At 60.2% G+C, this 20,130-nt stretch carries 28 protein-coding genes; 15 read left to right on the top strand and 13 right to left on the bottom strand.

The features are described 5' to 3' along the window. A partial coding sequence (locus AC1DF3_RS28940; RefSeq protein WP_478141660.1) for an IS21 family transposase occupies positions 1-527 on the bottom strand: 527 nt, incomplete at its 3' end. Positions 528-622: 95 nt separating this feature from the next. Continuing rightward, the gene (locus tag AC1DF3_RS28945) at positions 623-1,102 is read right to left on the bottom strand and encodes a hypothetical protein (protein WP_478141715.1); all 480 of its coding nucleotides are present in this window, start codon (positions 1,100-1,102) and stop codon (positions 623-625) included. On the opposite strand from AC1DF3_RS28945, the gene AC1DF3_RS28950 reads away from it, so the two are divergent. The 3 genes from AC1DF3_RS28950 to AC1DF3_RS28960 all read left to right on the top strand — a co-directional run bounded on the left by AC1DF3_RS28950 (position 1,097) and on the right by AC1DF3_RS28960 (position 2,466). Further along, on the top strand, positions 1,097-1,216 hold the full coding sequence (locus AC1DF3_RS28950) for a hypothetical protein (RefSeq protein WP_478141713.1): 120 nt from the start codon (positions 1,097-1,099) through the stop codon (positions 1,214-1,216). The two genes, AC1DF3_RS28945 and AC1DF3_RS28950, sit on opposite strands and share 6 nt — an antisense overlap. 190 nt (positions 1,217-1,406) lie before the next feature. Next, complete coding sequence (locus AC1DF3_RS28955) at positions 1,407-1,583, top strand: hypothetical protein (RefSeq protein WP_478141661.1); 177 nt, start codon at positions 1,407-1,409, stop codon at positions 1,581-1,583. 100 nt (positions 1,584-1,683) lie between these two features. Beyond that, positions 1,684-2,466, top strand: a complete 783-nt coding sequence (locus AC1DF3_RS28960) for a hypothetical protein (protein ID WP_478141662.1) — start codon at positions 1,684-1,686, stop codon at positions 2,464-2,466. 130 nt (positions 2,467-2,596) lie between these two features. Here the strand turns inward: AC1DF3_RS28960 and AC1DF3_RS28965 are convergent, their stop codons facing one another. Continuing rightward, entirely contained in the window at positions 2,597-2,911 is a 315-nt protein-coding gene (locus AC1DF3_RS28965) for a hypothetical protein (protein ID WP_478141663.1), read from the bottom strand. A 140-nt stretch (positions 2,912-3,051) separates the two neighbouring features. On the opposite strand from AC1DF3_RS28965, the gene AC1DF3_RS28970 reads away from it, so the two are divergent. The 5 genes from AC1DF3_RS28970 (at position 3,052) to AC1DF3_RS28990 (ending at position 6,276) form a co-directional block, all read left to right on the top strand. Next, positions 3,052-3,324, top strand: coding sequence for a PadR family transcriptional regulator (locus AC1DF3_RS28970; protein WP_478141664.1), 273 nt, complete (start codon positions 3,052-3,054; stop codon positions 3,322-3,324). Continuing rightward, positions 3,321-4,196 carry a sugar transferase gene (locus tag AC1DF3_RS28975; protein ID WP_478141665.1) on the top strand — a complete coding sequence of 292 codons (876 nt, stop codon included), beginning with the start codon at positions 3,321-3,323 and terminating at the stop codon, positions 4,194-4,196. Before AC1DF3_RS28970 ends, AC1DF3_RS28975 begins: the two co-directional genes overlap by 4 nt. Positions 4,197-4,663: 467 nt before the next feature. Beyond that, a complete protein-coding gene (locus AC1DF3_RS28980; RefSeq protein ID WP_478141666.1) occupies positions 4,664-5,068 on the top strand; it encodes a hypothetical protein in 405 nt (134 codons plus the stop codon). Positions 5,069-5,085: 17 nt separating this feature from the next. Further along, entirely contained in the window at positions 5,086-5,379 is a 294-nt protein-coding gene (locus AC1DF3_RS28985; RefSeq protein ID WP_478141667.1) for a hypothetical protein, read from the top strand. Positions 5,380-5,433: 54 nt separating this feature from the next. Continuing rightward, positions 5,434-6,276 carry a hypothetical protein gene (locus AC1DF3_RS28990; RefSeq protein ID WP_478141668.1) on the top strand — a complete coding sequence of 281 codons (843 nt, stop codon included), beginning with the start codon at positions 5,434-5,436 and terminating at the stop codon, positions 6,274-6,276. A gap of 191 nt (positions 6,277-6,467) precedes the next feature. Here AC1DF3_RS28990 and AC1DF3_RS28995 read toward each other — a convergent pair whose 3' ends face one another. Next, entirely contained in the window at positions 6,468-6,956 is a 489-nt protein-coding gene (locus AC1DF3_RS28995; protein WP_478141714.1) for a TraB/GumN family protein, read from the bottom strand. Positions 6,957-7,757: 801 nt separating this feature from the next. Here AC1DF3_RS28995 and AC1DF3_RS29000 point away from each other — a divergent pair. The 3 genes from AC1DF3_RS29000 (at position 7,758) to AC1DF3_RS29010 (ending at position 8,957) form a co-directional block, all read left to right on the top strand. Continuing rightward, positions 7,758-7,904, top strand: coding sequence for a hypothetical protein (locus AC1DF3_RS29000; RefSeq protein ID WP_478141669.1), 147 nt, complete (start codon positions 7,758-7,760; stop codon positions 7,902-7,904). 174 nt (positions 7,905-8,078) lie between these two features. Next, complete coding sequence (locus tag AC1DF3_RS29005) at positions 8,079-8,294, top strand: hypothetical protein (RefSeq protein WP_478141670.1); 216 nt, start codon at positions 8,079-8,081, stop codon at positions 8,292-8,294. A 318-nt stretch (positions 8,295-8,612) separates the two neighbouring features. Further along, on the top strand, positions 8,613-8,957 hold the full coding sequence (locus AC1DF3_RS29010) for a hypothetical protein (RefSeq protein WP_478141671.1): 345 nt from the start codon (positions 8,613-8,615) through the stop codon (positions 8,955-8,957). Between the two features lie 1,435 nt (positions 8,958-10,392). Here the strand turns inward: AC1DF3_RS29010 and AC1DF3_RS29015 are convergent. From AC1DF3_RS29015 to AC1DF3_RS29050, 8 genes are all read right to left on the bottom strand, one after another. Next, on the bottom strand, positions 10,393-11,280 hold the full coding sequence (locus AC1DF3_RS29015) for a hypothetical protein (RefSeq protein WP_478141672.1): 888 nt from the start codon (positions 11,278-11,280) through the stop codon (positions 10,393-10,395). A 49-nt stretch (positions 11,281-11,329) separates the two neighbouring features. Next, the gene (locus tag AC1DF3_RS29020) at positions 11,330-11,467 is read right to left on the bottom strand and encodes a hypothetical protein (protein ID WP_478141673.1); all 138 of its coding nucleotides are present in this window, start codon (positions 11,465-11,467) and stop codon (positions 11,330-11,332) included. Between the two features lie 139 nt (positions 11,468-11,606). Then, a complete protein-coding gene (locus tag AC1DF3_RS29025; protein WP_478141674.1) occupies positions 11,607-11,747 on the bottom strand; it encodes a hypothetical protein in 141 nt (46 codons plus the stop codon). A gap of 624 nt (positions 11,748-12,371) precedes the next feature. After that, positions 12,372-13,097, bottom strand: a complete 726-nt coding sequence (locus AC1DF3_RS29030; RefSeq protein ID WP_478141675.1) for a hypothetical protein — start codon at positions 13,095-13,097, stop codon at positions 12,372-12,374. A gap of 155 nt (positions 13,098-13,252) precedes the next feature. Further along, positions 13,253-14,440, bottom strand: a complete 1,188-nt coding sequence (locus AC1DF3_RS29035) for a M15 family metallopeptidase (RefSeq protein WP_478141676.1) — start codon at positions 14,438-14,440, stop codon at positions 13,253-13,255. Further along, entirely contained in the window at positions 14,437-15,672 is a 1,236-nt protein-coding gene (locus AC1DF3_RS29040; RefSeq protein WP_478141677.1) for a hypothetical protein, read from the bottom strand. The genes AC1DF3_RS29035 and AC1DF3_RS29040 overlap by 4 nt, the downstream gene beginning before the upstream one ends. 166 nt (positions 15,673-15,838) lie before the next feature. Beyond that, positions 15,839-16,801, bottom strand: a complete 963-nt coding sequence (locus AC1DF3_RS29045; RefSeq protein WP_478141678.1) for a glycoside hydrolase family 108 protein — start codon at positions 16,799-16,801, stop codon at positions 15,839-15,841. 12 nt (positions 16,802-16,813) lie between these two features. Then, on the bottom strand, positions 16,814-17,815 hold the full coding sequence (locus AC1DF3_RS29050; protein ID WP_478141679.1) for a hypothetical protein: 1,002 nt from the start codon (positions 17,813-17,815) through the stop codon (positions 16,814-16,816). 253 nt (positions 17,816-18,068) lie between these two features. Between AC1DF3_RS29050 and AC1DF3_RS29055 the strand changes: the two genes are divergently transcribed. From AC1DF3_RS29055 to AC1DF3_RS29070, 4 genes are all read left to right on the top strand, one after another. Beyond that, on the top strand, positions 18,069-18,287 hold the full coding sequence (locus AC1DF3_RS29055; RefSeq protein WP_478141680.1) for a hypothetical protein: 219 nt from the start codon (positions 18,069-18,071) through the stop codon (positions 18,285-18,287). A gap of 106 nt (positions 18,288-18,393) precedes the next feature. Then, positions 18,394-18,540, top strand: a complete 147-nt coding sequence (locus AC1DF3_RS29060; protein WP_478141681.1) for a hypothetical protein — start codon at positions 18,394-18,396, stop codon at positions 18,538-18,540. A gap of 20 nt (positions 18,541-18,560) precedes the next feature. Beyond that, positions 18,561-19,007, top strand: a complete 447-nt coding sequence (locus AC1DF3_RS29065; RefSeq protein WP_478141682.1) for a hypothetical protein — start codon at positions 18,561-18,563, stop codon at positions 19,005-19,007. Between the two features lie 556 nt (positions 19,008-19,563). Then, on the top strand, positions 19,564-19,698 hold the full coding sequence (locus AC1DF3_RS29070; protein WP_478141716.1) for a hypothetical protein: 135 nt from the start codon (positions 19,564-19,566) through the stop codon (positions 19,696-19,698). Between the two features lie 58 nt (positions 19,699-19,756). On the opposite strand, the gene AC1DF3_RS29075 is transcribed toward AC1DF3_RS29070, so the two are convergent. Then, on the bottom strand, positions 19,757-20,020 hold the full coding sequence (locus AC1DF3_RS29075) for a hypothetical protein (protein ID WP_478141683.1): 264 nt from the start codon (positions 20,018-20,020) through the stop codon (positions 19,757-19,759). Positions 20,021-20,130: the final 110 nt, after the last annotated feature.

The raw sequence follows: 20,130 nt of genomic DNA on the forward strand, positions 1-20,130 counted from the left end.
TCGAACAGCATCTCGTGACCCTGGCTCGGGTACGCCACCAGCCAGAACGCCCGGCTCGCGCACAGCTTCATGTGCGCGACCTGCAGTTTGCGGTAGATCCCGCCGATCACCAGCGCCTCGTCGCTCCAGTCGAATTGGAACGCCTCGCCCAACTCGAAGGCCAGTGGCACGAACGCTTTGCCGACCGCAACACTCCCTTGCTGCGCTCGCCACGCTCGAATGAAGTCGGTCAGCTGGGTGTAGCCGCCTTCATAGCCCGCCGCCGCAATCTGCTGCAGCAGTGCTCGCGCGGTTCGCCGCTCCTTCCTCGGTCGACGCGCGTCGGCCAACAACGCCATCTCCACCATCTCGATGAACGGCGTCAGCTTCGTCGAGGCCGCTCGGCGCACGTACTTCGGTGGCTGCGCCACCGGCACGCGCAGGTACTTCCTGACCGTGTTGCGCGACAGGCTCGTTGCCCTCGCGATCTCTCGCACCGATTTGTTCTCGCGGTGGTGCATCCGCAGGACCTTGCCAATCATGGCCATGGTGATCAATCCTCATACCCCCACCGCTTAAAAAAGCAGCAGGGTAGGCTGAACACCCGGGTCAAATTTGAACCGGCACAACCCTCACAGATGGGTCAATTTTCGGCCGGCGCCAACAGAGCGAGATCGATGAAAGAGTGAAAGTTCGTGAGTAGCATTCGAGGATCGAAGGCGACAAGTAGCCGTTGACTCTCTGAGAATTGATCGGGCACCTCGACCAGCGAAAAGCGGTGATTCCAGTCCGAGTGCGCGACCACTTGATCCCGAAGCGTCATAACGAGTTGGTGCTCGGCTGCGTGCTGAGGATGGCCTTCGAATAGCTGGAAATCCTCGGGCTTGATGAGCTTGTCGGCGATGCCATTGGAGCGAGACACCACAAATGGTCGCCCGTAGCTGATGATCGCCGCCATACCGAGGGCTGCTTCCAATTGATCTCTTTGGGGGCCATCAGGGGTGCCTCGAATGCTCCGGAACGTTTTTGCGAACGCCTCGGCCTCGCCGAGGTCGTGAATGGCAAGCTGCGGCGCCTTGAGCGATTCACCTACGAATACGACTTCGGCGATCTGTGGGTGCACGACCTGCGCATCGAGGCGACCTTGCCGCTGGATCCCAAGCTGGTGTACCCGGTATGCATCGCGGGCCGGCGCGCCGCGCCCCAGAGGATTGCGGCGGTCCGCATGCGTTCATAGCCACTCGGTTCGAGTACACCCTGGATCGGCGAGAGCAGGTCCCGCCAAGAGTTCGAGGATCTTCTCGACGATGAGGTGGACGACGAGAATGGGCCATCTTGCGCCACTACCACCCCGACCGCTTCGATCGGCGCGCTGTGAACCGAAGGCTCGCCGCGTTGGCTGCGCCATCACAGGAAAGGTGGGTCCCATGAGAGCCATCGTTCAGATTCGCATTGAGGCCGCCGCGTCGCGCCCCTTCACCGTGCCACTTCACACCATCGATTCGATGGCGATGACGGGGCATCGGAGCGTGGAGACCGTGGCGGGGTATTTCAGGGCGGGAGCGGCACAAGTCAGCGCGGTGGCTCGGATGATGGGATTCTAAAAGGCCTACACCCAATCAAGTTTGAACCATTGCGGAATGCTGCAGGGCGGGGTAACGTTCGCGCACGAACTTGCACGCAACCTTCCCCTCACTTTTCAACATGTGGTCGGCCATTACGCAAATTAGCACAGGCCTTTCGCTAATGGCTTTTGCGTTGGCAATAGCGGCTGTTGTGCTCGGAAGATACATTCGTAGTAAAGAACGCCTTATAAGTTCAGCACCGCCAGAACAGCGTGCGGAACTTGTAGAACGTGCTTTAGAGTTTTTCGACGTCGACACCACAACGCTAACTCGAAATCAGAAATATCAACTTGCGGTTCAGCAGATAGAAAAGCGATCGGAGAGGTTTCGTCTCTCTGCGCTCGTGACAGTAATACTTGGCGCTGTTTTGGCAACAGTGGCCATAATTTCAATTCTCACAAACCATGAAGTTGGCGAAACCGCAAAGCTGCCAACGCGCTCTGCGCAATTCAAAGTCGCAGGGTTTGATAATGGCAAGGATGAACCTGATAGCTCATTGAGCATAGATTTTGTAATCGTAAACAAAGGTCAAGAAATCTTCAACTTGAAATCAGTTCAGGCCATGCTGTGGGGAGAGCCGATGCAAGATTGCAAGTCGCCGGCCAACCTTGGTCGGAATGTGCCTTCACGCGTGACCGAACTCTTTACGATTGCTATCGACATCAGCGATGAACGACTGCAATCTTGTAGAAGCAATAGTCAGCCATTTTCCTCCAATCTTGATGTAGAACTCAACTTTGTTGGTCCAAAAGGCGAAATATCAACGCAGCGCATTGCTATTGCCCACCTCATGCTCGAAACGAACAGCCCACCCCACGTAGTGCCTATCGAAGATGGCTACGTGCAGCTTGAGTGGAGGTAGGTCAATCGCTGCCCGACTCTATTGCGGGGAACGCATCTACGCTCTGGTGCAACGCGCCTTCGGTAGTCTCTGACTTTTGAACTGAGGTCGATCGATCGCGCAGCGCGGCTGCAAAGAATGGACGAACTCTTCAAAGCTCGGCATGCGAGCGAGCAGCACCCAGGAGGGGGAACGAGAAGAAGGCCAGCGCGATCCAGATCATCCAGACCGTCCCGAAGGACAACAGCCACGCGTTGAGCCGACTCCACCATTCGCGGTTGCGCTCGAAATGGGTGCGGCCGACCATGCCGGCGAACACGGTGGTCGCAACGCCGAAGGCAAAGACCAGCGCCGACGGGCCCAGCAGCATCTGGCGCCGCGGCGACTGGATCGGCGCACGCGAGAAGCCCGAGGTGCACCGCGCGTAACTTGCTTCGTAGGAATCGGACTCTCTGCCTTGAGCCACGAGCGTGAATCCTCACCAATGGCGATGGTTTTGTTACAAAATCGACATACCCTATGTAGACTTTCCGGCTACCCCTATGTAGACTTCGCATCAGCACACGAAAGGCCCCAATGCGAATCTCTGGCAAAGGACTAGCCATCTTGAACACTTTTATGCAGAGCCCGGCCGATAAGCTGCACGGGTATGACCTCATGCAGGCCGCTGAGGTCTCGTCCGGGACGCTCTACCCGCTTCTCATGCGCTTTGAGAAGGAAGGTTTGCTGACGAGCGAGTGGGAAGAAGTCGACCCTCAACAAGAAGGCCGCCCACGTCGGCGGCTCTACCGCATTACCGGACAAGGTCAGCGCGTGGCGTACCAGCTGCTGGGTAGCCCGGGAACCGCTCCGTCCATGCAACTGAGGAGCGCTGCATGAACGAATACCTCTGGGCGGTGGCAGTCGCTTTCGGCGGGCTGGCCTTCAACGAACTCAAAGATTGGCTCCCTTGGTTGGCGCGCAAGGTACTCGCGCGGGCTGTTGCGTCTGCGCCTCTCGAAATGCGGGAACGGATGCTGGAGGAATGGTCCGCCATCCTCGACGACATGCCGGGCAAGTTCTCGCCGTTCCTTGCTGCGTGCAGCCTCTGGTGGCAGTACACCAAGCCCAGCCGCTTCTTTGACTCGCCGAACGGTCGCGTTATCAGGGTGGTGGACATCGTCGGCGCATTGGTCTTCTTTGCCTTGTTCGGGCCTCTGTACATGTTCGTTGCGCTGGGCGTGATGATCAGCATGGGGCGCCCAGTGCATTTCTGGCAGACCCGCATTGGCGAAGATGGCAAGCGCTTTCGCTTCTACAAGTTCCGCTCGATGGTTCGGAATTCGGACGACGTGCTCGACGAGTTCCTGAGCCGCAACGACATGGCGCGGGCTGAGTGGGACACTTTCCAAAGGCTGGAGAAGGACCCGCGCATCACTCCGATCGGCACGATCATCCGTAAGCTGAGCCTCGACGAACTGCCGCAGTTCTGGAACGTCCTCAAAGGAGACATGAGCCTCGTAGGCCCGCGCCCCTGCATGGAGCGACAAAAGGAGCTGTACGGCGACAACTGGGCCGACTACTGTTCTACTCGCCCAGGCATTACGGGGTTGTGGCAAGTGAGCGGTCGCGGCCGGTTGTCATATGCAAGGCGTGTCGAGTTGGACGTCGAATACGCCAAGACGCCTAACAAGCTTTGGCTGAACGTTCGAATCTTGTTTCTGACGGTCAGGGCGGTCGTTGCGGGCGAGGGTACAAAAGAGAACGATTAATGTGTTTTCGGGTGCAAGGTCTACAGCGCCGACCAATCACGAAAAGGGCACCACCGCCCGCCGATTTCTGCCCATGCAGACGCCTCTCATGACATGCGCGGGCTGCGCGTGTCAGAGCAGTGCAAGAATTTGCTTTGCAGTTGCGAACAAAAGGCAGTCGCTTGTCATCCCCTTTGGGTGACATTCAGGTCAGCACCAAGCTACCAAACAGTTTCCGTTGACTTCGCAGGCGCCACCCGGAGCGCGTCTGCAGGCCGCTGCTCGACAAACGTTGCAATCGCCTTGCGGGCACGCTTCGCTTCCCCGGGATAGCGCCCCGCGTGAGCAAGAGGCCGATGCGCGGACGGTCCCGGTCGCCTTGCTGCAGGGTTTGCGCTCCAGGGTGCCAACTATTGCCCGGTTGCCCGCACAGAAGTCGGGATGTCGGTAGCCAGGCCGCCTAGACTTCGCGCCAGGAGCGAGAGGTAATGAAAACTTTGGGAATCTGCGTCGCGGCGCTTGTGGCGGGCTCGGCCCACGCTGGCACGATCTATCTTTGCAAGGCCTACAACGGATCAACGTTCTGGGCTCAGGCACACTGCAGCCAGCACAACGCCCTGATCGACCGCATCGAGAACGTCGCCGACGTGCCTTGGGACCAGCAAGTCCAGCAGGCCGAGCAAGGCAAGGCCGCACGAACTCAGCAGGCTCAGGCCAGCACAGGCGATTCCCAGCGAGCCACCCGATGCGCCCAACTTGTCGCGGAGCGCAACAAGATCGAAAGCCGGTACTCGAACTGGCAGTGGCAGCCACCCGAGGTCATCAACCCAGACCAGCAACGCATGCGAGGACTTCGCGCCGAGCTTTCGGCCAATCACTGTTCAACGCAATAGGTCTCGAAGAGCACCCGATGGCAAGCAAGAAGCCCCTGCGGTTGGCGCTGCTCGGCGCCGCGCTGATTCTCACCGGGTGCGCAGCGCACTACACCGCGGAGTCCGTGGCCGACCCTTACGGCTTCTTGTCCGGCGTCTGGCATGGGATAGTCTTCCCACTGGCGTTGCTGGCAAATCTAATCTCTTGGGTCGTCGGCATCCTCGGGATCTCGTTCCTCCATTCGATCGAGATCATCGGCAGACCCAACACCGGATTCTGGTACTACGCAGGCTTTGTCCTGGGTCTTTTCATCTATGCAGGGGCCTCCTGAGCGTTAGCGGGAACGGTCGAGCCGCCACACCCAATCTTCAAAGGTGCACCATTCATGTCTTCTGCTTCGCCGCAATTAGCGTCCACGTTTCGAAACCTGGCCGACGCCTTGGACGACTTCAAGCGCTCAGAAAACCGCGTCGCGAAGGACCGCCTCGCGACGTTCGGCTCCTACCTCGATGAAGAGCCAATGCACGGCTTTCTTACTACGTCGCTTCCGGATGCGAATTTGGAGGAATGGCTTACCGCAGCATCAGGGCGCCCTGGCTCGGGCCTATCATGGCCGCGGGATCGCCCCGCGAGCATTGCCGTGCGCATTGCCTTCCTTCGTGAAATCGTGACCGATCGACTCAATCTCTTCACTGTGCTCTTGGAGCATTTTCGCGAAGGTAAGAATCTGCAGGTCCCGCCGATGATTCTTAAGTTCGCCAATGATTTTCTCGAGCCGTTGGTGCGCGACATCAAGCGCTTGGCGGAAGATCGCGCCCTTTCACCCGCCCTACAGGACTTGATTCGCGGGTTACCCGAAAGCGGTGACCAGACGTTCGACTCCATGGTTCGAACTGCAGTCGAAAGCTTCCGCGACCCGGCTCCAGCAGCGCGCGCCAGAGCCGTCGAAAAGCTTTGGGACGCATGGGAACGGCTGAAGACGCTTGACGAGGGGCCTGACAAAAAGACATCGGCCAGGCTTATGCTCGATCGTGGAGCGAGTGAGCCGGCGTTTCGCAACATGCTGGAAGTGGAAGCAAGCGCCCTCACCACAATTGGCAACTCGTTCCACATTCGGCATTTCGAAACGAGCAAAATTTCGATAGATCGGCCCGAGCAACTCGATTATCTGTTCCATAGGATGCTCGCCCTCATCAACCTATTGCTCGTCAGCAGTGCTCGTTCGTGATCGGTTAGAGCGCCCATCGCCGCCGGGGCAAACTCCACACTTGCGGCCAAGGTGTGCCCACTGCATAAATCTGCAAGGACGCCGCCGGGGACGCTACAAAAGCTACAAAGCCCCCTCCAGACGGTCCGCCACAGTCAACCGAAGTCAACCATTGGCATTTGGCGCGCGCACGCCAACCTCCGAAGAGACGGCTACATCATCAGCCGCTTGACCCCGTGCCCATGGTCCCGTTCGAGTACTTCGCGTAGGTTGTTCGGACCGCACAGGTGCCCAGCACCGCACAGTACGAGCGTGCGCTCGGGCGATGTCGCCGCATGGGCGACGGTCTCAGCCCATTTCCGATTTCGTGTTTCGAACAGGGCTCGACGCATTGCTTCCGTCGTCCCGACTTTTGTGAGCGCTTGAAGCTTCGCTAGGTCGTGCACCCTCCACGCTCGGGCCTTGGCCTCAAAGTCCTTTTGGGCCGCTGATTGCCGCTGAAGTGCGAATCGGATCGAAAGAATAAGGTCGTCTAGCGGCATGTCGTTGGCAGCGTGTACGAAATCCTCCGCCGTTTCAAGTTCCAGTACATCGCCCGACGACCCGAGCCAAGCCCTCACCGTTGGCTCAACGCCTTCGACACGGGACACCCCGAGCGAGTTCACAACGAGGCACACTCCAAGCAGGCTGCAGCGATCCATGTCGCCTAGCGCGGCTTGAGGCCAAACTCGATCGACTTCCTGACGCAGGTCGGAGGAAAGATGCCCCGCCTTGAACCGGGCAGGCAACCTCACCAGTTCACTAGCCTTCTCCACCTTCGTCTCGATGTAGATCTTCTAAGCCCAATCGAAGCTGCGGCGGACGGGATCGACCCACCTTTGTGGGCCGGGCGGAAAGTAGTGAAGAGTTCCGAGTATTCGCGTGTTCGTGCCTGCGATTTCGTACAGCATGCCGTCTCCGAAGTTCGGCGCCAGCCTATCACTGACCGGCAGATCTACACCGGGTGCGGGTGCGATACGGAAAAGCTAACGAATAACCAGTTGAATAACCGGTTGAACTCAGACCCTCGGCGCTAACAATTGAGGCGCCTGGTCACGGTGCATTCGCTGCGCCGCGATCGTTGCGCTTCAGGTTGGCACGCAAGAGCCGCAAGATCTGGGGTAGACCTTGGCAGTGCCCAGCTCGGTCATGGTCGGAGTCCTACGCCGCTGACGCAACCTTCGCGCGCTACAGTGGCTGGAGCACGCTACCGCGAGCGAGAGGTTGTCCACTGCCGCAGTGGGCAACGTTGTGGATAACGCGGCTCCCCGGGCCGCAAGCCGTTGCCAGCCGGGCGTCTCCGCGTGGTGCCTGCAAATGCGACATATCAATGTCGCTCGGTGATGTTCGCGATGGGCCGCCGACATCAAGGGCCCACTCTCGATGAGTGGGTTGCCGCAGCGTCCTCTACCAGCGCCAGCGGTCCATCTAAACGAAGGATACGCCCTGTTTGTTATGGCTGAGTGAACCCCGACGTTCGGCTCTTCGCCTATCGCGGGCTGCCCAAGGTCGAGGGCTCGATCAAGGAGCTGGGGCGAACGATCTATTGCACCAACACGACCTCGCTCGGACGCCATGCCTGTGTGAAGGAGGGCTCGAGTGGGCTGTAGAGCCGCAGGCGCGGGATAAGCCTTTACCCGGCATGGTCTGGATCCAGCCCCGCTTGATGCCCGCGGCGAAGAAAACCGTCGTCGAGCCATCGGTGACTTTTTCCCTCCTCTAGGCGGATGAGGCGAAAAGCGGATAAGTCTTGCGATCAAGAGATTCCACTGCAGAATGTCCGGATGGACCAGCCGACCGACCTGACTGACCTTTCAGACGACGAACTCTCTCGACGCTGCCAGGCGCTTCGGTTGCAAGCAACGCACGGCAACCAAGCCGCACTTCGCGAAGCCCTCGCTTTGGAAGCGGAGGCCCTGAGCCGTTCTCGCGCCGCCACCACCATCTCCGCGCCACTGGAAGCGATGTCGATAGGCCGGCGACCATGGTGGCGGTTTTGATAACTGGTGCCATCGACCTCGACGTTGAAAGGCGCCAGTTTTTCAGATCTGCGCTCGCCCCGATTTGCAGCTGTCGATCCTCAAGGCCATTCAGCTCATCAAGAGCCTGATCGGTAAGCCGGATAGCTCTCAATCGGCGAGTCGCCTTCGATGGCCCCGCATGGAGGACCCAGGGCGAACAAAATCCCCATGCAGGCGACGAGCCATCTCAATCTGGCGCGGACTCAGGCGTCCTGCGCGCATGGATAGGCCCTTCGTGTTAAGTGTCGATCCTACGACGATGCACGCTGTAGACCCACCCGCGAGCCTGGGCCTGCCGTGGGAAAATTGATGCGTGCCAAAACGCAAGCTGCTCGCGCGGATGGCCTTGCGAAGGAAGAAGGCACTCGCCATCCAACTGCAGATGATTGGTTGCGAGATGGCGGCGATGAAGTCGCTAACGATATTGGGTCGGACGAGCAATCGCATTTGGCCAGCACAAGATCAACGGAAGGCGCGGAAAACGAGGCAGCGCCGAGCCAAGCCAAAGCGCTCACTACCTTCGAATCCAGCACTCCTCTCGAAGAATCGGCGGGAAAAAGGTTCAGACAAAACGCGGCGATTGCCTTCATCTTCGGATTGGCCGCACTGACGTTGGTCTTGATCGTGCAACTCAATCCATAGTGGGACGAAGAAACCGAAGGCGTGACCGACAACGCCATGCGCTCGATCGGGTTGCGCTGGACCCTGGTGCCACACCTTCAGGCCTTTGTGTTTCGGAGGACATTCAGGCCGGGTTCAGGGGCGAGTTCCACGATGAGTGCCTCCTCCCTCCGACCTTCCAAGGTCTTGCCCGCTTCGGCGGGCTTTTCGTTTCATTGCTGGATGACTGACCGACTCCAAGTCCTTAAAAAGCAGTTCGAGTACAAGGGCCACAACGTCTCGATCACTACGACGCGAAGCTGGGGGACGTGGATTTGGACATGCGACATCGACGGTCGACGGCTGAATGTGAGAAGCCACCGAAGGAACTTGATGAAGGCGTCAGCGCTGATCGAAGCCACGTTCCGCGTGAGAAGATGCATCGACAGATTGCCGTAGCCTGAGAGAGTCCCCTGCTGCAGTTGATTGATGAGGGGGGAAGCGCGTTCCGCTCGCCTCATGTCCCGGCCCTTGATGGACGCGCGTCTCCGGTCGAGCGGCGCGATGGCGAGCGAGGACTCCGTAGCCTCAAAGGCCTATGGCCAACTTCAGGGTCCACGCGAGGGCGATGACCAAGCCAACGAGCAACGCGCAGCTGCGCCACCCCCGCAGGCCAGCCGCAGGCTGTTTTGACGCCTGAGAAATCCGTCGTGGCGACGAAGATTCTCGCCCTTCGTGTTCGGCTTTCTGGCTCAGCCACTCCGCGTCGTACCGTGAATCGTCCATGTAACCGAGTGTAGTTACATGTACTACTTAAGTGTCGGCCATTTTTCACGAACCCCCGCCGTTGTACTGAGAGGTGGATTCAGGTTTCGTTCAACCCGGGTCTGGCTTGCCGCGGGCGTGTCCCTAGCAACTCATCATGCCAGCCTATCAACAAACTGTATGTTTATCCAGTATGTTGCGCTGGGTGTTACATCCGATCCCAGGGCCAGAAGCGCGGGCGCGAGCTCATCCGGAACACGCCGCACCGCGAGGACCTACTCTTCGACCATCGCATCTGGAACTCCCGGCCAGCCCGCAATATCATGAAGGCGACGCTGCTCGCCGGCGATGGCGAGCGGTGCTTGCTGCCTGTGCTCGATCACGCCAGGTGGGTATTCCTGAGCATCGTGACCGGCCATTCCGGGCGAACGTGTCCGAGGATTCCGCGCGAACGTGACCGGTGATCCCGGGCTGAACGTGACCGATTTCGGGGTACTCCGGAATGAGCGGTCACGATGGCGAGATCTGTGGTCACGGCAGCGGAACGCTGCCGTACGTTATCGTGTTGGTGTTGCGCATTTCATCCAGCCCACGCGGGTAGACGCCGGCACTTGCCGGGAACAGGCTTGCCCGCACCAAGGATCAACATGCGCAAGTTCAAGGACGCCCTTCGTCTCAAACTCGACGCTCGCCTCAGCTGAGCACGGGATCCTTATCTCGCCAGCGCGTTCCGCAGAGCGGTCTGATTATGTGCCCACGCATCGTCGATGAAGATTACGCGGAGAAGCGACTCGTATTGTGGGCCGAGCTCTTCGACGGTCCTCATGAAGACTGCTTTGGCGCTCGCCGGTTGACCTGCTTCGATTTCAAGCTCGGCGATCGCAGCTCCGCACGAGACAATCAGCAACCGCACGGTTACCTCAATTTCGCCGATGTCTGCATCCTTTGATACTGGGCCCCATTCCGAAGCCTTGTTCGCCTGGATAAGGTCACCGAGAAGCGCCTCATACCTCGTTCGGGCGGGTGACGTCGCCTCAATGCGTCCGCCGCTCTTCTCCCGGAGCATGTCGATCGCGCAGAGATTGAGCTCGATTCCCCGCTTCACTGTGGGCCATGCCGCAGCCGAAAAGACCGAATTCAAGCCGCGCAGGGCCGAGACGTGCTTTTCTGCCTTCTCTGCTTCAGCTTCGCTCAGCGCGAGGGAGCCAGTCTGCGCTGCCTCGTCGAACTCATAGCTTGCTCCATAACTCAATCGTGCCTTACCGGCGACACGGTGCAGGGTCCAGCGCTTTGCATCGCTCTCTACGGCCAGCAGCGCAGCTTCTGCCATCTCAGCCAGCTCAAGGAGACCTTCGTCCGTTGCGGAGATCAAGGCCGCCCGGCGCGCGCTGCGTGGACCCAGCAGATCGAGACCCGGGTGGTCAGTCAAAAACACTTGGAGGGTGTGGCGATCGACGGAGTTGACACTCAGTTTTTGCTGAATGATTTTGGTCAGCTTGGGTTCATCAATCCCGAGTTGCTCCGCCGCCCAGCTCTGCGAACGGCGCCAAGTCACAATTGCCATCGCTACATCGCTCAAGACGAAATTAGAACTGCTCATGGTTTTCTTTCCGTGGCCGAGGACATTCGGTGCGATCTTGGCGCCGTGCTCAGACGAGGCGGGGACCTGCCTGACCTGCGACTTTCTGCAGGATCTGTTCTCCGGACAGGCCATTGGAATCTGTCGGCGTGATCGCGCTGACATAGAGCGTCAGGGCGACGAAAATTGCAGCAAAGACGGTTTTCATGGATGGCTACTCCTAAACTTTGAAACATAACGAGGCGTCAGAATTCTGGCAATGCGCCTTTCGAATTCGTTGCACTCCCTGGCGACATAACCCTGGAAACGCGAGGGATAACGTGATGCCACCATCCCCCTCTTTCCGTCTACAGGCTTGGCAGCGCCACGGGCACCACGATCGGTGCGCCGTTGAAGTAGTCCAGAACCATCTTCAACGCAGACAAAGCCGCGTAGATCATGAGACCGGACTGCCACCGATCGAGTTCGGGAAGACGAATTCGCTTCATATTCACTCCTGTTGAGAACGGATCGCACGGAGGCGCGATCTGGATTGAAATCTATCGAACGATGCTGCCGATTCGTTGCACTTGCCGATCAAGAAGATTTGCCAGCAAGGACAGACAGCCGCAAGGTGCGAAGTTTCCGCACGCCCTCAAGCACGGCCTGTCACTGCGAAATCGCAGCGGGTGCCGTGCAGCCTTGAAGCCCGCATCGAAGGGCACCAGCAGCATGCGTTGGTCCCCCGGACATAGGGGCGTTCAAAAAATCGACGGCCGCCTCGTTCAGTCGCCTCGGGTCAAGGCCCACTCGGTCGGTCCTTGGTTGCTAGGATCAAAGGCTCGCCGACCTTCTCCCGCGACAGTTGCGGCGTCCCCGGCAACGTTTTACATAATTGTCCACGCTTTGGTTCTTTTGGTTCGACACTGTGAATTAGGGCGTTCGCCCCTTTTGGGAGCGAACAATGATCTACGCGCTGCCGATCCCCTTCGCAGTGACCGGAATCAACGTGTGAACAAGCTCACTGGATTGGCCGATGAAGGGCTGTGAAAAGCCTGAGCGGCGGCGTGCTGAAGGCCGCGCCCGGTTACCGAGATCCCTCGGTTGCCGGGTGCGAGTCAGTCCGGCACGCCTTAAGTGCAGGTGCTCCCGAGAGTGGTTTTTGATGCGGGCAACAGTATTGCCCCACCCTTGACGAGCACGTCAACCTTGGCTTGGAAGGCCGCTTCGTGCTCGGGGCTCCCGATCGGAACGGAGTACGAAAGCTCGATGATTCGTCCTCCAGCAGGAAGATGCCATTCTTCGATCTTCCACGCCGTCTGCTTCGCTTTGTCTTCTTGCTTCAAACGACTGACCTTGTTGACGCAAGGTCTCGGCGACATGGCGAGGGCCTGAGGGAAGGCGCCGCTGGCAGCGCCTTCCACCGAGCAGCTGAACGAGTAAGCCTCTCGTTTCACCGGCGGGGTCGCTCGGGTCGTCTCATCCGTCACCCAGCTCACGTCGACTTCCTTCTTTGTCTCCTGCTTTCCCTTCAGGGGACACTTCCATTTGGCGAGGACCGCCGGCGTATCACCGGCGTTCGGCCCGCGGATCTTGTACATGGCCTCCGGCCCATCGTCATCTGTGCGCTCGCGGGCGATGACATGCACTTCTGGTCCGGGGAGGTCACCCGGCTGCCTCACGTCGAGATACTTCACCTGGAACGCCTTCGGCTTGTCGTCGTGAACGCCGAACTTGATCGCTGCTTCTGACGCTGTCCTGGGGGCTGACTTTCCCGGGTCCCAACGGACCGCATATTCTGTGGACTCCGCGTAGGCGGAAGGGCTGGCTGCGACAAGGCAAGTGACGAGCAATGCCAAGCAAGTTCTCATGGCGATCCCCTGGTTTTAGGACTCTGCGCGCACCCGTATGCGGCAGCAACTTGGAGAGTGTTGAGTGCTCTGCTTCCTGCGTCAATCCCCGCCTCGGCGGCGCCTGCTTAACGCAGAAGAGGCTAGCATTGGTGTGCTGGAACTCACGCGGCCTGAAGCGCGAAACCAGAAGCGGCAATGCCCGGCCAAAGCTCGTAGACCACTTCCGCCTTCTCCGTTCCGCCGTGACGAGGGCTGGGATCCAGGCCCACTGCCCTTGCCGCGGCAATGCTCAGTTCCCCGACTCGGTTGTCGGGACCGCGATCCGCGACCACGCAGTCCACGCTGCGCCCTTCCCAAGTCACACGGGCCTTGCACCCGCGCACAATTCCAGCTGTGCGCTGCACCACCAGCGGTGGCACGACGATGTAGGGGACGGTTTCCGAGTCGACGTAAGCAGCAGGATCGTCGCCGATCGTGCCGGGATGGCGGTACCAGGTCTTGGACGCGATGACGCCCCCGGGGAAGATCCTGGGCTGGTTGTCTTCGCCGATGATGACGACGTCGCGAGCCCAGGAATGCGCGCAGACGACCTTGCCGTCCTGGATTCGCATGCCTCCGTTGGCGAGCGCTTCGGTACCGCTGTCGTCAGCCTTGTATGCCACGGGCCTGCCCATCTGCCCATTCGCGCCGTCTGCATCGATATCCGCGTCGGCTGTGAAGTGCACCCGTCCGTCGCCGTCCTCAAACACGGTACATGTGAAACCCTCGCCATCGATGGTGCCGAGCGTGCGCGCCTCAATAACGTGTGCGGCTGGCGGCAGTGGGGGTGGCATCGTCACGGCTGGCACCGGCGTGCCGTCGATGGCGCCGAAATGCTGCCAAACCGCCTCGATCCCCTGGCTCTGGACGATCTGGCGTGCCAGGTCGGATGGACTGGCCGGGCACCGATTCCATTGGAAATGCGGCAGATCGGCCATGGTCCAGTCGCCGCCCCAAGTGCAGCCGTGCTTCTTGAAAACAGATGCTACGTTGTGGAACCACGCGTCGCCGCCCGGCGGCGACCAGAATTTCGTCCTGTGCACCACGTCGACCGCAAGACCGTAGCCGTGCCAGCTATGGAGATTGGTCGGCGCATTGGTCACCGGCTTTTCGGGCGGCTTCACAGTGCGTCCACGCTTGTAGTACATGGCTGCCAGCGCTTGGGAGCGGTAGCCCTCATAGACTATGGCGTCGAACCCTTGTGTCATGCACTCGGCCATCGCGGCTTTGACTGCGTCTCGAAATGCAGGTGCCAAGCGATCGAGGTCGCGGTTCACCATCAGTTCGGAGTCGTTGGATCCGGCGCTCACAGCAGAATCTCCTTGGAATTTAAGGAGCCATTGCGCCACTCGTTGGGCGTAAATGCCGGCGGAGGAGACATTTCGGGGGTCGGCGATGACGCCACAGGCGCGGAGGCGGTTCGATCTGGCGGTGTCGCCGGACTCGAAACCCGTGTGCTGACTCCATCCTTGGAGGATGGAGTCGCTCGGTCCTCGCTGCCCTCTTCCGGGCTCTTCTCTCGTGGCTTCACAGTTGAGCGGATCACCATGAACTTGTTGAGTACATCAAACCAGAACGGTGCCCCCAGCATCACGGCGAACGCGGTCACGAGCCATCCAAGAAGCATGCGCAGATAAGAATACCCACTCGGCACGCAGTCCGTCGCGACTTCACGCTTGCACATCTGCACGCCTTGGATACCTAGCCATGCGCCCTGTGCATCCTTCCAGCCCAACGGCATGCCAATCGCGTCAAGGTCTGCGCGTGCGGAACGCGCCGTGGCCATAGCGTCGGCGGGACCTGGGGGGGCTGGCGCAGCCACCTTTCCTGCGGCGCTTACAACCGCCTCCCGAAAAGTCTTGTCCGCGGTCAGTCGCCCCATCACATAGAGCGCGTCTACATTGAGCACTGTCGCCGCGGCGAGGCCCAGGACGAACAGCACCGTCTGAGTACGACGCCTGTACCAACCCGATGCACGGTCCATCGAACTGTCGAACCAACGCTGCAGGTTCTCTGTGAGTTGCTTCAAGTCGCCTTCGCAGTGGTCGATCGCACTCAAGACCGATCGGCGCAGGAAGGGCGAGTTCAGACTCGCGGCCCGCTCGCGCAGTTGCGCGATGGTGAGTGGTATATGCGGAGCGCTTTCGCCGTCCACATCGGCCGGGCCACGCCCCACAAGATCGATCAACGCCTTCGAAAAGTTTTCTGCGGGGATATATGACGGCAGATTGCGACGCGCTTTCAATGGCATTTGCATTGCGGCCTTGACGCCGATCAACCTTCCGGAGAGGCCGCTGCGCCTGAGCTTGGAAGGGTCGTACTTTCCCTGGTAGAGGGACGAAATGATGGGATGTCCGAACAGATAGGCGGCGAGTTTCCCATCGTTGTCGTCCAAAAGCGTGCGCACTGCGCATTCCAGGTCCATCGCCCTCCACTTAAAGATGCCCTCCATCCACTCATTGATGCCAGTGCAGATCAAGGACATGAGCAGGAACAGGAAAGCCATTCCGATGGCAACTTCCAGTGTTTCGGAATTGAACATACGTGCCCTTCTTCTGCGAGAACGATGAAAAGCTGTGTCTGTTACTAAAGTAGGACCGATACAGAAGCTGCGGATGCAGCAAACTCAATCAGTGAATGTCGAGACCTCATCTCCGACGCGCACGTTATTCCCGCGGTCGCCTCTCCCGGGAGAGCGAATGATCGAATCAAGTCCGAAACTCTTCAGCGCGCCGCATCCAGCCTTTGAGGAATACCCGCTGGCTGGCGTCCTTGGCCACGATGGCCTTGAATAGAGCCTCTCTCCGGTCGACCACACTGTTTGTCAATTCCTTGGCGCCCACTTTTTCCAGTGCATTGTTTGCGCTCTTGATGGTCTCATCGCCAATGCCACCGTCCACGTCGCAGGGCGGGCTCACCTCTTGCAGGACCTCCTGCAGCATCTTGATGGCGCTGGCCGGTCCGTGATGGATGCACATGTCAAAGATGATTGGCTGAATCGCCGCTTGAAGTTGATCGACATGAGGCTGGAGGAAATAACGGCCCTTATAGATGTCACGGGCTTCGGATTGGGCCATGCGACGTACATCGTCTCGACTGACTTCCTTGTGTCGCCAACTGGCCAGCGTGCGCAGAGTGATGCCGAAGTTGGTTGGACCTCCTCGATCGTTAGGATGGTCCACGAAGCCGCCCTCGCGCTTCAGGATGTCCTCGATCATTGCGTCAACGCCGCTTTCACCCACGATGTCGGAAGCGGGAATCGCAGCGATGTCACGGGAGAACTCGCGCACCGGAGGCACGCTGGGTTCGGTCTCGGTCGGGAAACTGGCCTTGTTTTCTTCCGACATTCCTGGTAAGGCCGTTGCGGGTTCACCCGACAGAAGAGCGTTGACACCTTGAGTCAATGGTGCAATCAGCTTCAACGCCCCCCGCACCTCGCTCAAGAACTTCGATGCCGGGTTCGGCGTGAGGCCGGCCACGATGGATTTGAGCTTCGCCACCGCGTCGTCCAGCCGCCGGGTTGCGTTGATGAAATCGCGTTCGATCTTCGCAACCTCGGATTGGTCGAGGGCAGCGATCGCCGCATTGGTCTTGATCCATTCGGGCCCGTCGGGTTCCACGAAGTTCAAGGCATTGGTCAGCTTTGCGCGTGCATCGGTGAAGTCGGACATGCTTGTTCTCCCTTAGCGAACAGTGGTTGGCGGGGGATTGCGGTACGCGGCTGCGGCGTCGCGCAAGTCGAACGCGGTACGCAGCAGGAGAAAGATCTCGGCGTACAGATCGGCGGGTACGGCGAGGCTGTCTGCCAACTGATCCATAGATTTTTCGGTACGTTTCAGCAGTTCCACATACTTCACCATCAGGGCGTGATATGCGTTCTGCCTGGCGATGATGTCGTCGTTCTGCTGAGCGGAGGCGGACAGGCGTTGGATGAACACTTGGATCTGCGCATCTGCTGCGGCGTTGAAGGGCGGACTCCCTTTGCTGAACGTATAGGGAATCGGCATGGCGCTCAACGTGCCAGTCTTTCGGCCGATCTCCCCCAGCAGCGTCTGGTCGGCAGCGATGCGCGATGCCAAGCCGATGTCAGTCGGCGGTCCTGAGCGTGCGAGCAGCCCTTTCATCGCAGAGGCGACTTGCCGAATGTCGTTCTGCAACTTGCTTTGCGCCTGCTTTGCACTGAGGGCGCTCAGTCTGTACATGGCCGGCGCTTGTTCTGCCAAGACCTGCAAGATGACGTGCACGGGCGTACGGCCTTGTCGTACGGCCTCTTCCAACTGCTTGCGATTGGCCGCATCCTGCGCCAGCTTGAGGAGGTTGGCGCCTGCCGCGTAGAAGGGCGCGAACTGCGGGACTGTCGCGCCTGCGGCAGTTGCCAGTATCTGCAGATCGCCGCCCAGTGCGAGCAAGGTCTGGCGGATCTCGTTCTCCGGCCGCCCTTCGGCGAGTGCCGCCAGCGCCTCGTTGTACGCGTGGACCACCGCAAGGGCTTGGCGCATCTGCTGGACGCCCTGCTCGACAGCGGTGCCAGGCTTCGATCCGTCGTCCGGCAGCTGCAGCGTATCGGGATAGTCCGGTAGCGGTGGTGCGGGCGCACCGTTGAGCCGCTTGAGTTCGTCCTGCGCCTTCAGGCCGGCGGAGAAGTCGGCGAGAAACATGTCAGCGCTTTGCTCGACCTGTGCCATGGCTTGCATATATGCCGACAGTGACTGCCGCGTCTGTGGCGTGACGGCGCATGCAGCCGTGGCAAAAATAAGAAGCCCCATCCAGGCAACTCGAAGTATTCTCACAAGGCCCCTCCTCGCGTTCGGCCAGAGCGCGCGTCGGGATTGTCTCGGGGGGGCGAATGTCGCGCATCCTCTCTTCAGGGGACGCTTCAGGCCGACAGCGGAGGTGCTTTTGGCAATAGGTTGCACGAGGGCGGTGACCCCGCCGGCCATGCCTGTTTCGTTCGGCCGTCATCTTGGCACCGGCTGTTTTGTTTCGGGGGAAAGCCAGACCTCGATCGTTCGCGGCGAGGAACTCAAGGCCGGCGAAGAGATTTGCGGTTTGGGCCAGCTGTCCATGTTGCCCATGTCAAAGCGCTCATTAAGCTTCGCCCACTGGACGTTCGCACAAGCCTTCGAAGCATCGCGGTGGAACCGAATCATTGCCTGACGTACGGGCTCTGGGGGCGGCCTTCCGGCCCGGCGCGCAGTGACCACGACGTCCTTGGCTCAAGACCCTTCCTGGTCGGCATGCACCCAGCACCCTGGCCGAAACCTTGGCCAAGATTCGCAGCCTGAAGGAACTCGAAGTCCACCAGTGGGCGCTCGATGCCATCGCCTTGGCGAAGCAGCAGGCCTATGCCGCCCATGTCCAACTGCGGCGCCCGTCGATGACTCTGCGCATCGAGCGGAACCGGACTTAGAGATCGTCTGCTTCCTGCGGATGACGCTGCTCGAACTCACCGACGCCACCCTGCTGCAGACCAACCGCCGAAGGCAGCAACTGTTTCGGGAAGCAGCGGAGCGCGTGCAGGTCAGGCGGTCCAGCCACGACGCGTCGTTGGTGCGGAGCGCCGTGAAGGCCAAAGCCATTCTGGCGGACGACGCCAGGGACTGGCGCGAGCGCATGCTCGAGGCCCGCGCGGCGCTCGCAGACATCGACGACGCGACGGTGGGCAGCTTTGCGGCGCAGGAGCGTCGGGCACTCGCCGAGGACAGCCGGCGCGTCCATGCCTGCCTCGTCGGCTTGCGCGCCCTTGATTTCGCGGTCAACCCGTATGACTGGGGCTTCGCGCAATGGCAAGCCTGGTCGAGGCTTCAAGAGGCAAGCGCAGGCGCGTCCGACGCGTTCGGAGACGCGGTGCCGACCCCACCAGTTGGCGCCGCTTAGAGCCCTCTCGTACACGATCTGGATCCGAAGTCCGGGTATCGCGCCTTCGAGGCCTGCGCCCTGATGTCGTTGCGCCGCAGCCTGCGGCGCGGCAGCGTCTGGGTCGATCATTCGATGGTCTTGCGGGACCGCAAGGCCCTGCTGATCAGCGACGACGAATGGACGGCCAAACGCGATCAGCACCTGCAGATCCTGGGGCACCCATCGGATCCCAGGGAGTTCATCGGGCCATTGTTGGCAGCCGTCTCCGCCGGCCTTTCCGCGTTGGCCGAGGCGGTCCAACGCGGACGCGTCGAAATCGGCGGCGACCGCCTGCTGCACATTCCGCCGCTGAGCGCTCTGCCCGATGACATCGAGCCGCGCAAGACCCGCGAGGACGTGTTCCAGCGCATTGGCGACGTTTCAACTGCCCGACATCCTGATGGAAGTCGATGCGGCCGCCCATTTCAGCGAGGCGTTGCTCGCCCGCCGTGCCGACTCCGCCGACGAACTGTTCGCCTTGTAAGGCGCGCTCCTGGCCCACGGCACCGACAACGACGCCAAGGGCGTGAGCACCATGATTCCCGGGATCGACGTGGCGCAGATCGCGATCGCGATGCGCGCCCTGGAGCAGCCCGGCGCCGCCTGCGCCGAGCCAACGATTGCGTGCCGCAGTTCCAGAGCCGCGTGCCATCGCCGCGCACTGGGGTGACGGCGACAAGGGTTCTGCCGACATGATGGCGCTGGATGCAAGCAGGCACCTTTGGACGTCACGGGTCGATCCGCGCCGACGCACCTACGCCGCCGGCATCTACACCCACGTGCGCGACCGCTGAGGCATCTTCGATGACCAGCCCATCGCGCTCAACGAGCGACAGGCCGGCGTCGCGGTCGAGGGTGGCCAAGCGTTCGCTGACCGAAGCCAGGTCCTTTTGCCGGCCGAGATTGGCTATTACTTTTTGCTCGAGCTTGGCGCTCTCCTCAAATTTGATGAGAAGGGCGCGGCCGCAGGCTTTGATGTCTTGAATTTGCATGGTGCGTCAGTAGTGGGCCTAAGCCTGTGTAGCCACTGAGCGGCGTTGCCAAGTACCACTTCGGGCCACATACTTAGGCCCGCAGCCCGGACACCGCAAAGGAACAAGCA

The organism is Variovorax sp. 10N432, from assembly GCF_056394465.1.

Excerpts from the sequence above, each read along its gene's own strand:
- AC1DF3_RS28955 (WP_478141661.1), top strand. The coding sequence starts at position 1,407 with ATGAGAGCCATCGTTCAGATTCGCATTGAGGCCGCCGCGTCGCGCCCC.
- AC1DF3_RS28960 (WP_478141662.1), top strand. The coding sequence starts at position 1,684 with ATGTGGTCGGCCATTACGCAAATTAGCACAGGCCTTTCGCTAATGGCT.
- AC1DF3_RS28975 (WP_478141665.1), top strand. The coding sequence starts at position 3,321 with ATGAACGAATACCTCTGGGCGGTGGCAGTCGCTTTCGGCGGGCTGGCC.
- AC1DF3_RS28980 (WP_478141666.1), top strand. The coding sequence starts at position 4,664 with ATGAAAACTTTGGGAATCTGCGTCGCGGCGCTTGTGGCGGGCTCGGCC.
- AC1DF3_RS28985 (WP_478141667.1), top strand. The coding sequence starts at position 5,086 with ATGGCAAGCAAGAAGCCCCTGCGGTTGGCGCTGCTCGGCGCCGCGCTG.
- AC1DF3_RS28990 (WP_478141668.1), top strand. The coding sequence starts at position 5,434 with ATGTCTTCTGCTTCGCCGCAATTAGCGTCCACGTTTCGAAACCTGGCC.
- AC1DF3_RS28995 (WP_478141714.1), bottom strand. The coding sequence starts at position 6,956 with ATGGATCGCTGCAGCCTGCTTGGAGTGTGCCTCGTTGTGAACTCGCTC.
- AC1DF3_RS29005 (WP_478141670.1), top strand. The coding sequence starts at position 8,079 with ATGGACCAGCCGACCGACCTGACTGACCTTTCAGACGACGAACTCTCT.
- AC1DF3_RS29015 (WP_478141672.1), bottom strand. The coding sequence starts at position 11,280 with ATGAGCAGTTCTAATTTCGTCTTGAGCGATGTAGCGATGGCAATTGTG.
- AC1DF3_RS29020 (WP_478141673.1), bottom strand. The coding sequence starts at position 11,467 with ATGAAAACCGTCTTTGCTGCAATTTTCGTCGCCCTGACGCTCTATGTC.
- AC1DF3_RS29025 (WP_478141674.1), bottom strand. The coding sequence starts at position 11,747 with ATGAAGCGAATTCGTCTTCCCGAACTCGATCGGTGGCAGTCCGGTCTC.
- AC1DF3_RS29040 (WP_478141677.1), bottom strand. The coding sequence starts at position 15,672 with ATGTTCAATTCCGAAACACTGGAAGTTGCCATCGGAATGGCTTTCCTG.
- AC1DF3_RS29045 (WP_478141678.1), bottom strand. The coding sequence starts at position 16,801 with ATGTCCGACTTCACCGATGCACGCGCAAAGCTGACCAATGCCTTGAAC.
- AC1DF3_RS29050 (WP_478141679.1), bottom strand. The coding sequence starts at position 17,815 with ATGGCACAGGTCGAGCAAAGCGCTGACATGTTTCTCGCCGACTTCTCC.
- AC1DF3_RS29055 (WP_478141680.1), top strand. The coding sequence starts at position 18,069 with ATGCCTGTTTCGTTCGGCCGTCATCTTGGCACCGGCTGTTTTGTTTCG.
- AC1DF3_RS29065 (WP_478141682.1), top strand. The coding sequence starts at position 18,561 with ATGACGCTGCTCGAACTCACCGACGCCACCCTGCTGCAGACCAACCGC.
- AC1DF3_RS29070 (WP_478141716.1), top strand. The coding sequence starts at position 19,564 with ATGATTCCCGGGATCGACGTGGCGCAGATCGCGATCGCGATGCGCGCC.
- AC1DF3_RS29075 (WP_478141683.1), bottom strand. The coding sequence starts at position 20,020 with ATGCAAATTCAAGACATCAAAGCCTGCGGCCGCGCCCTTCTCATCAAA.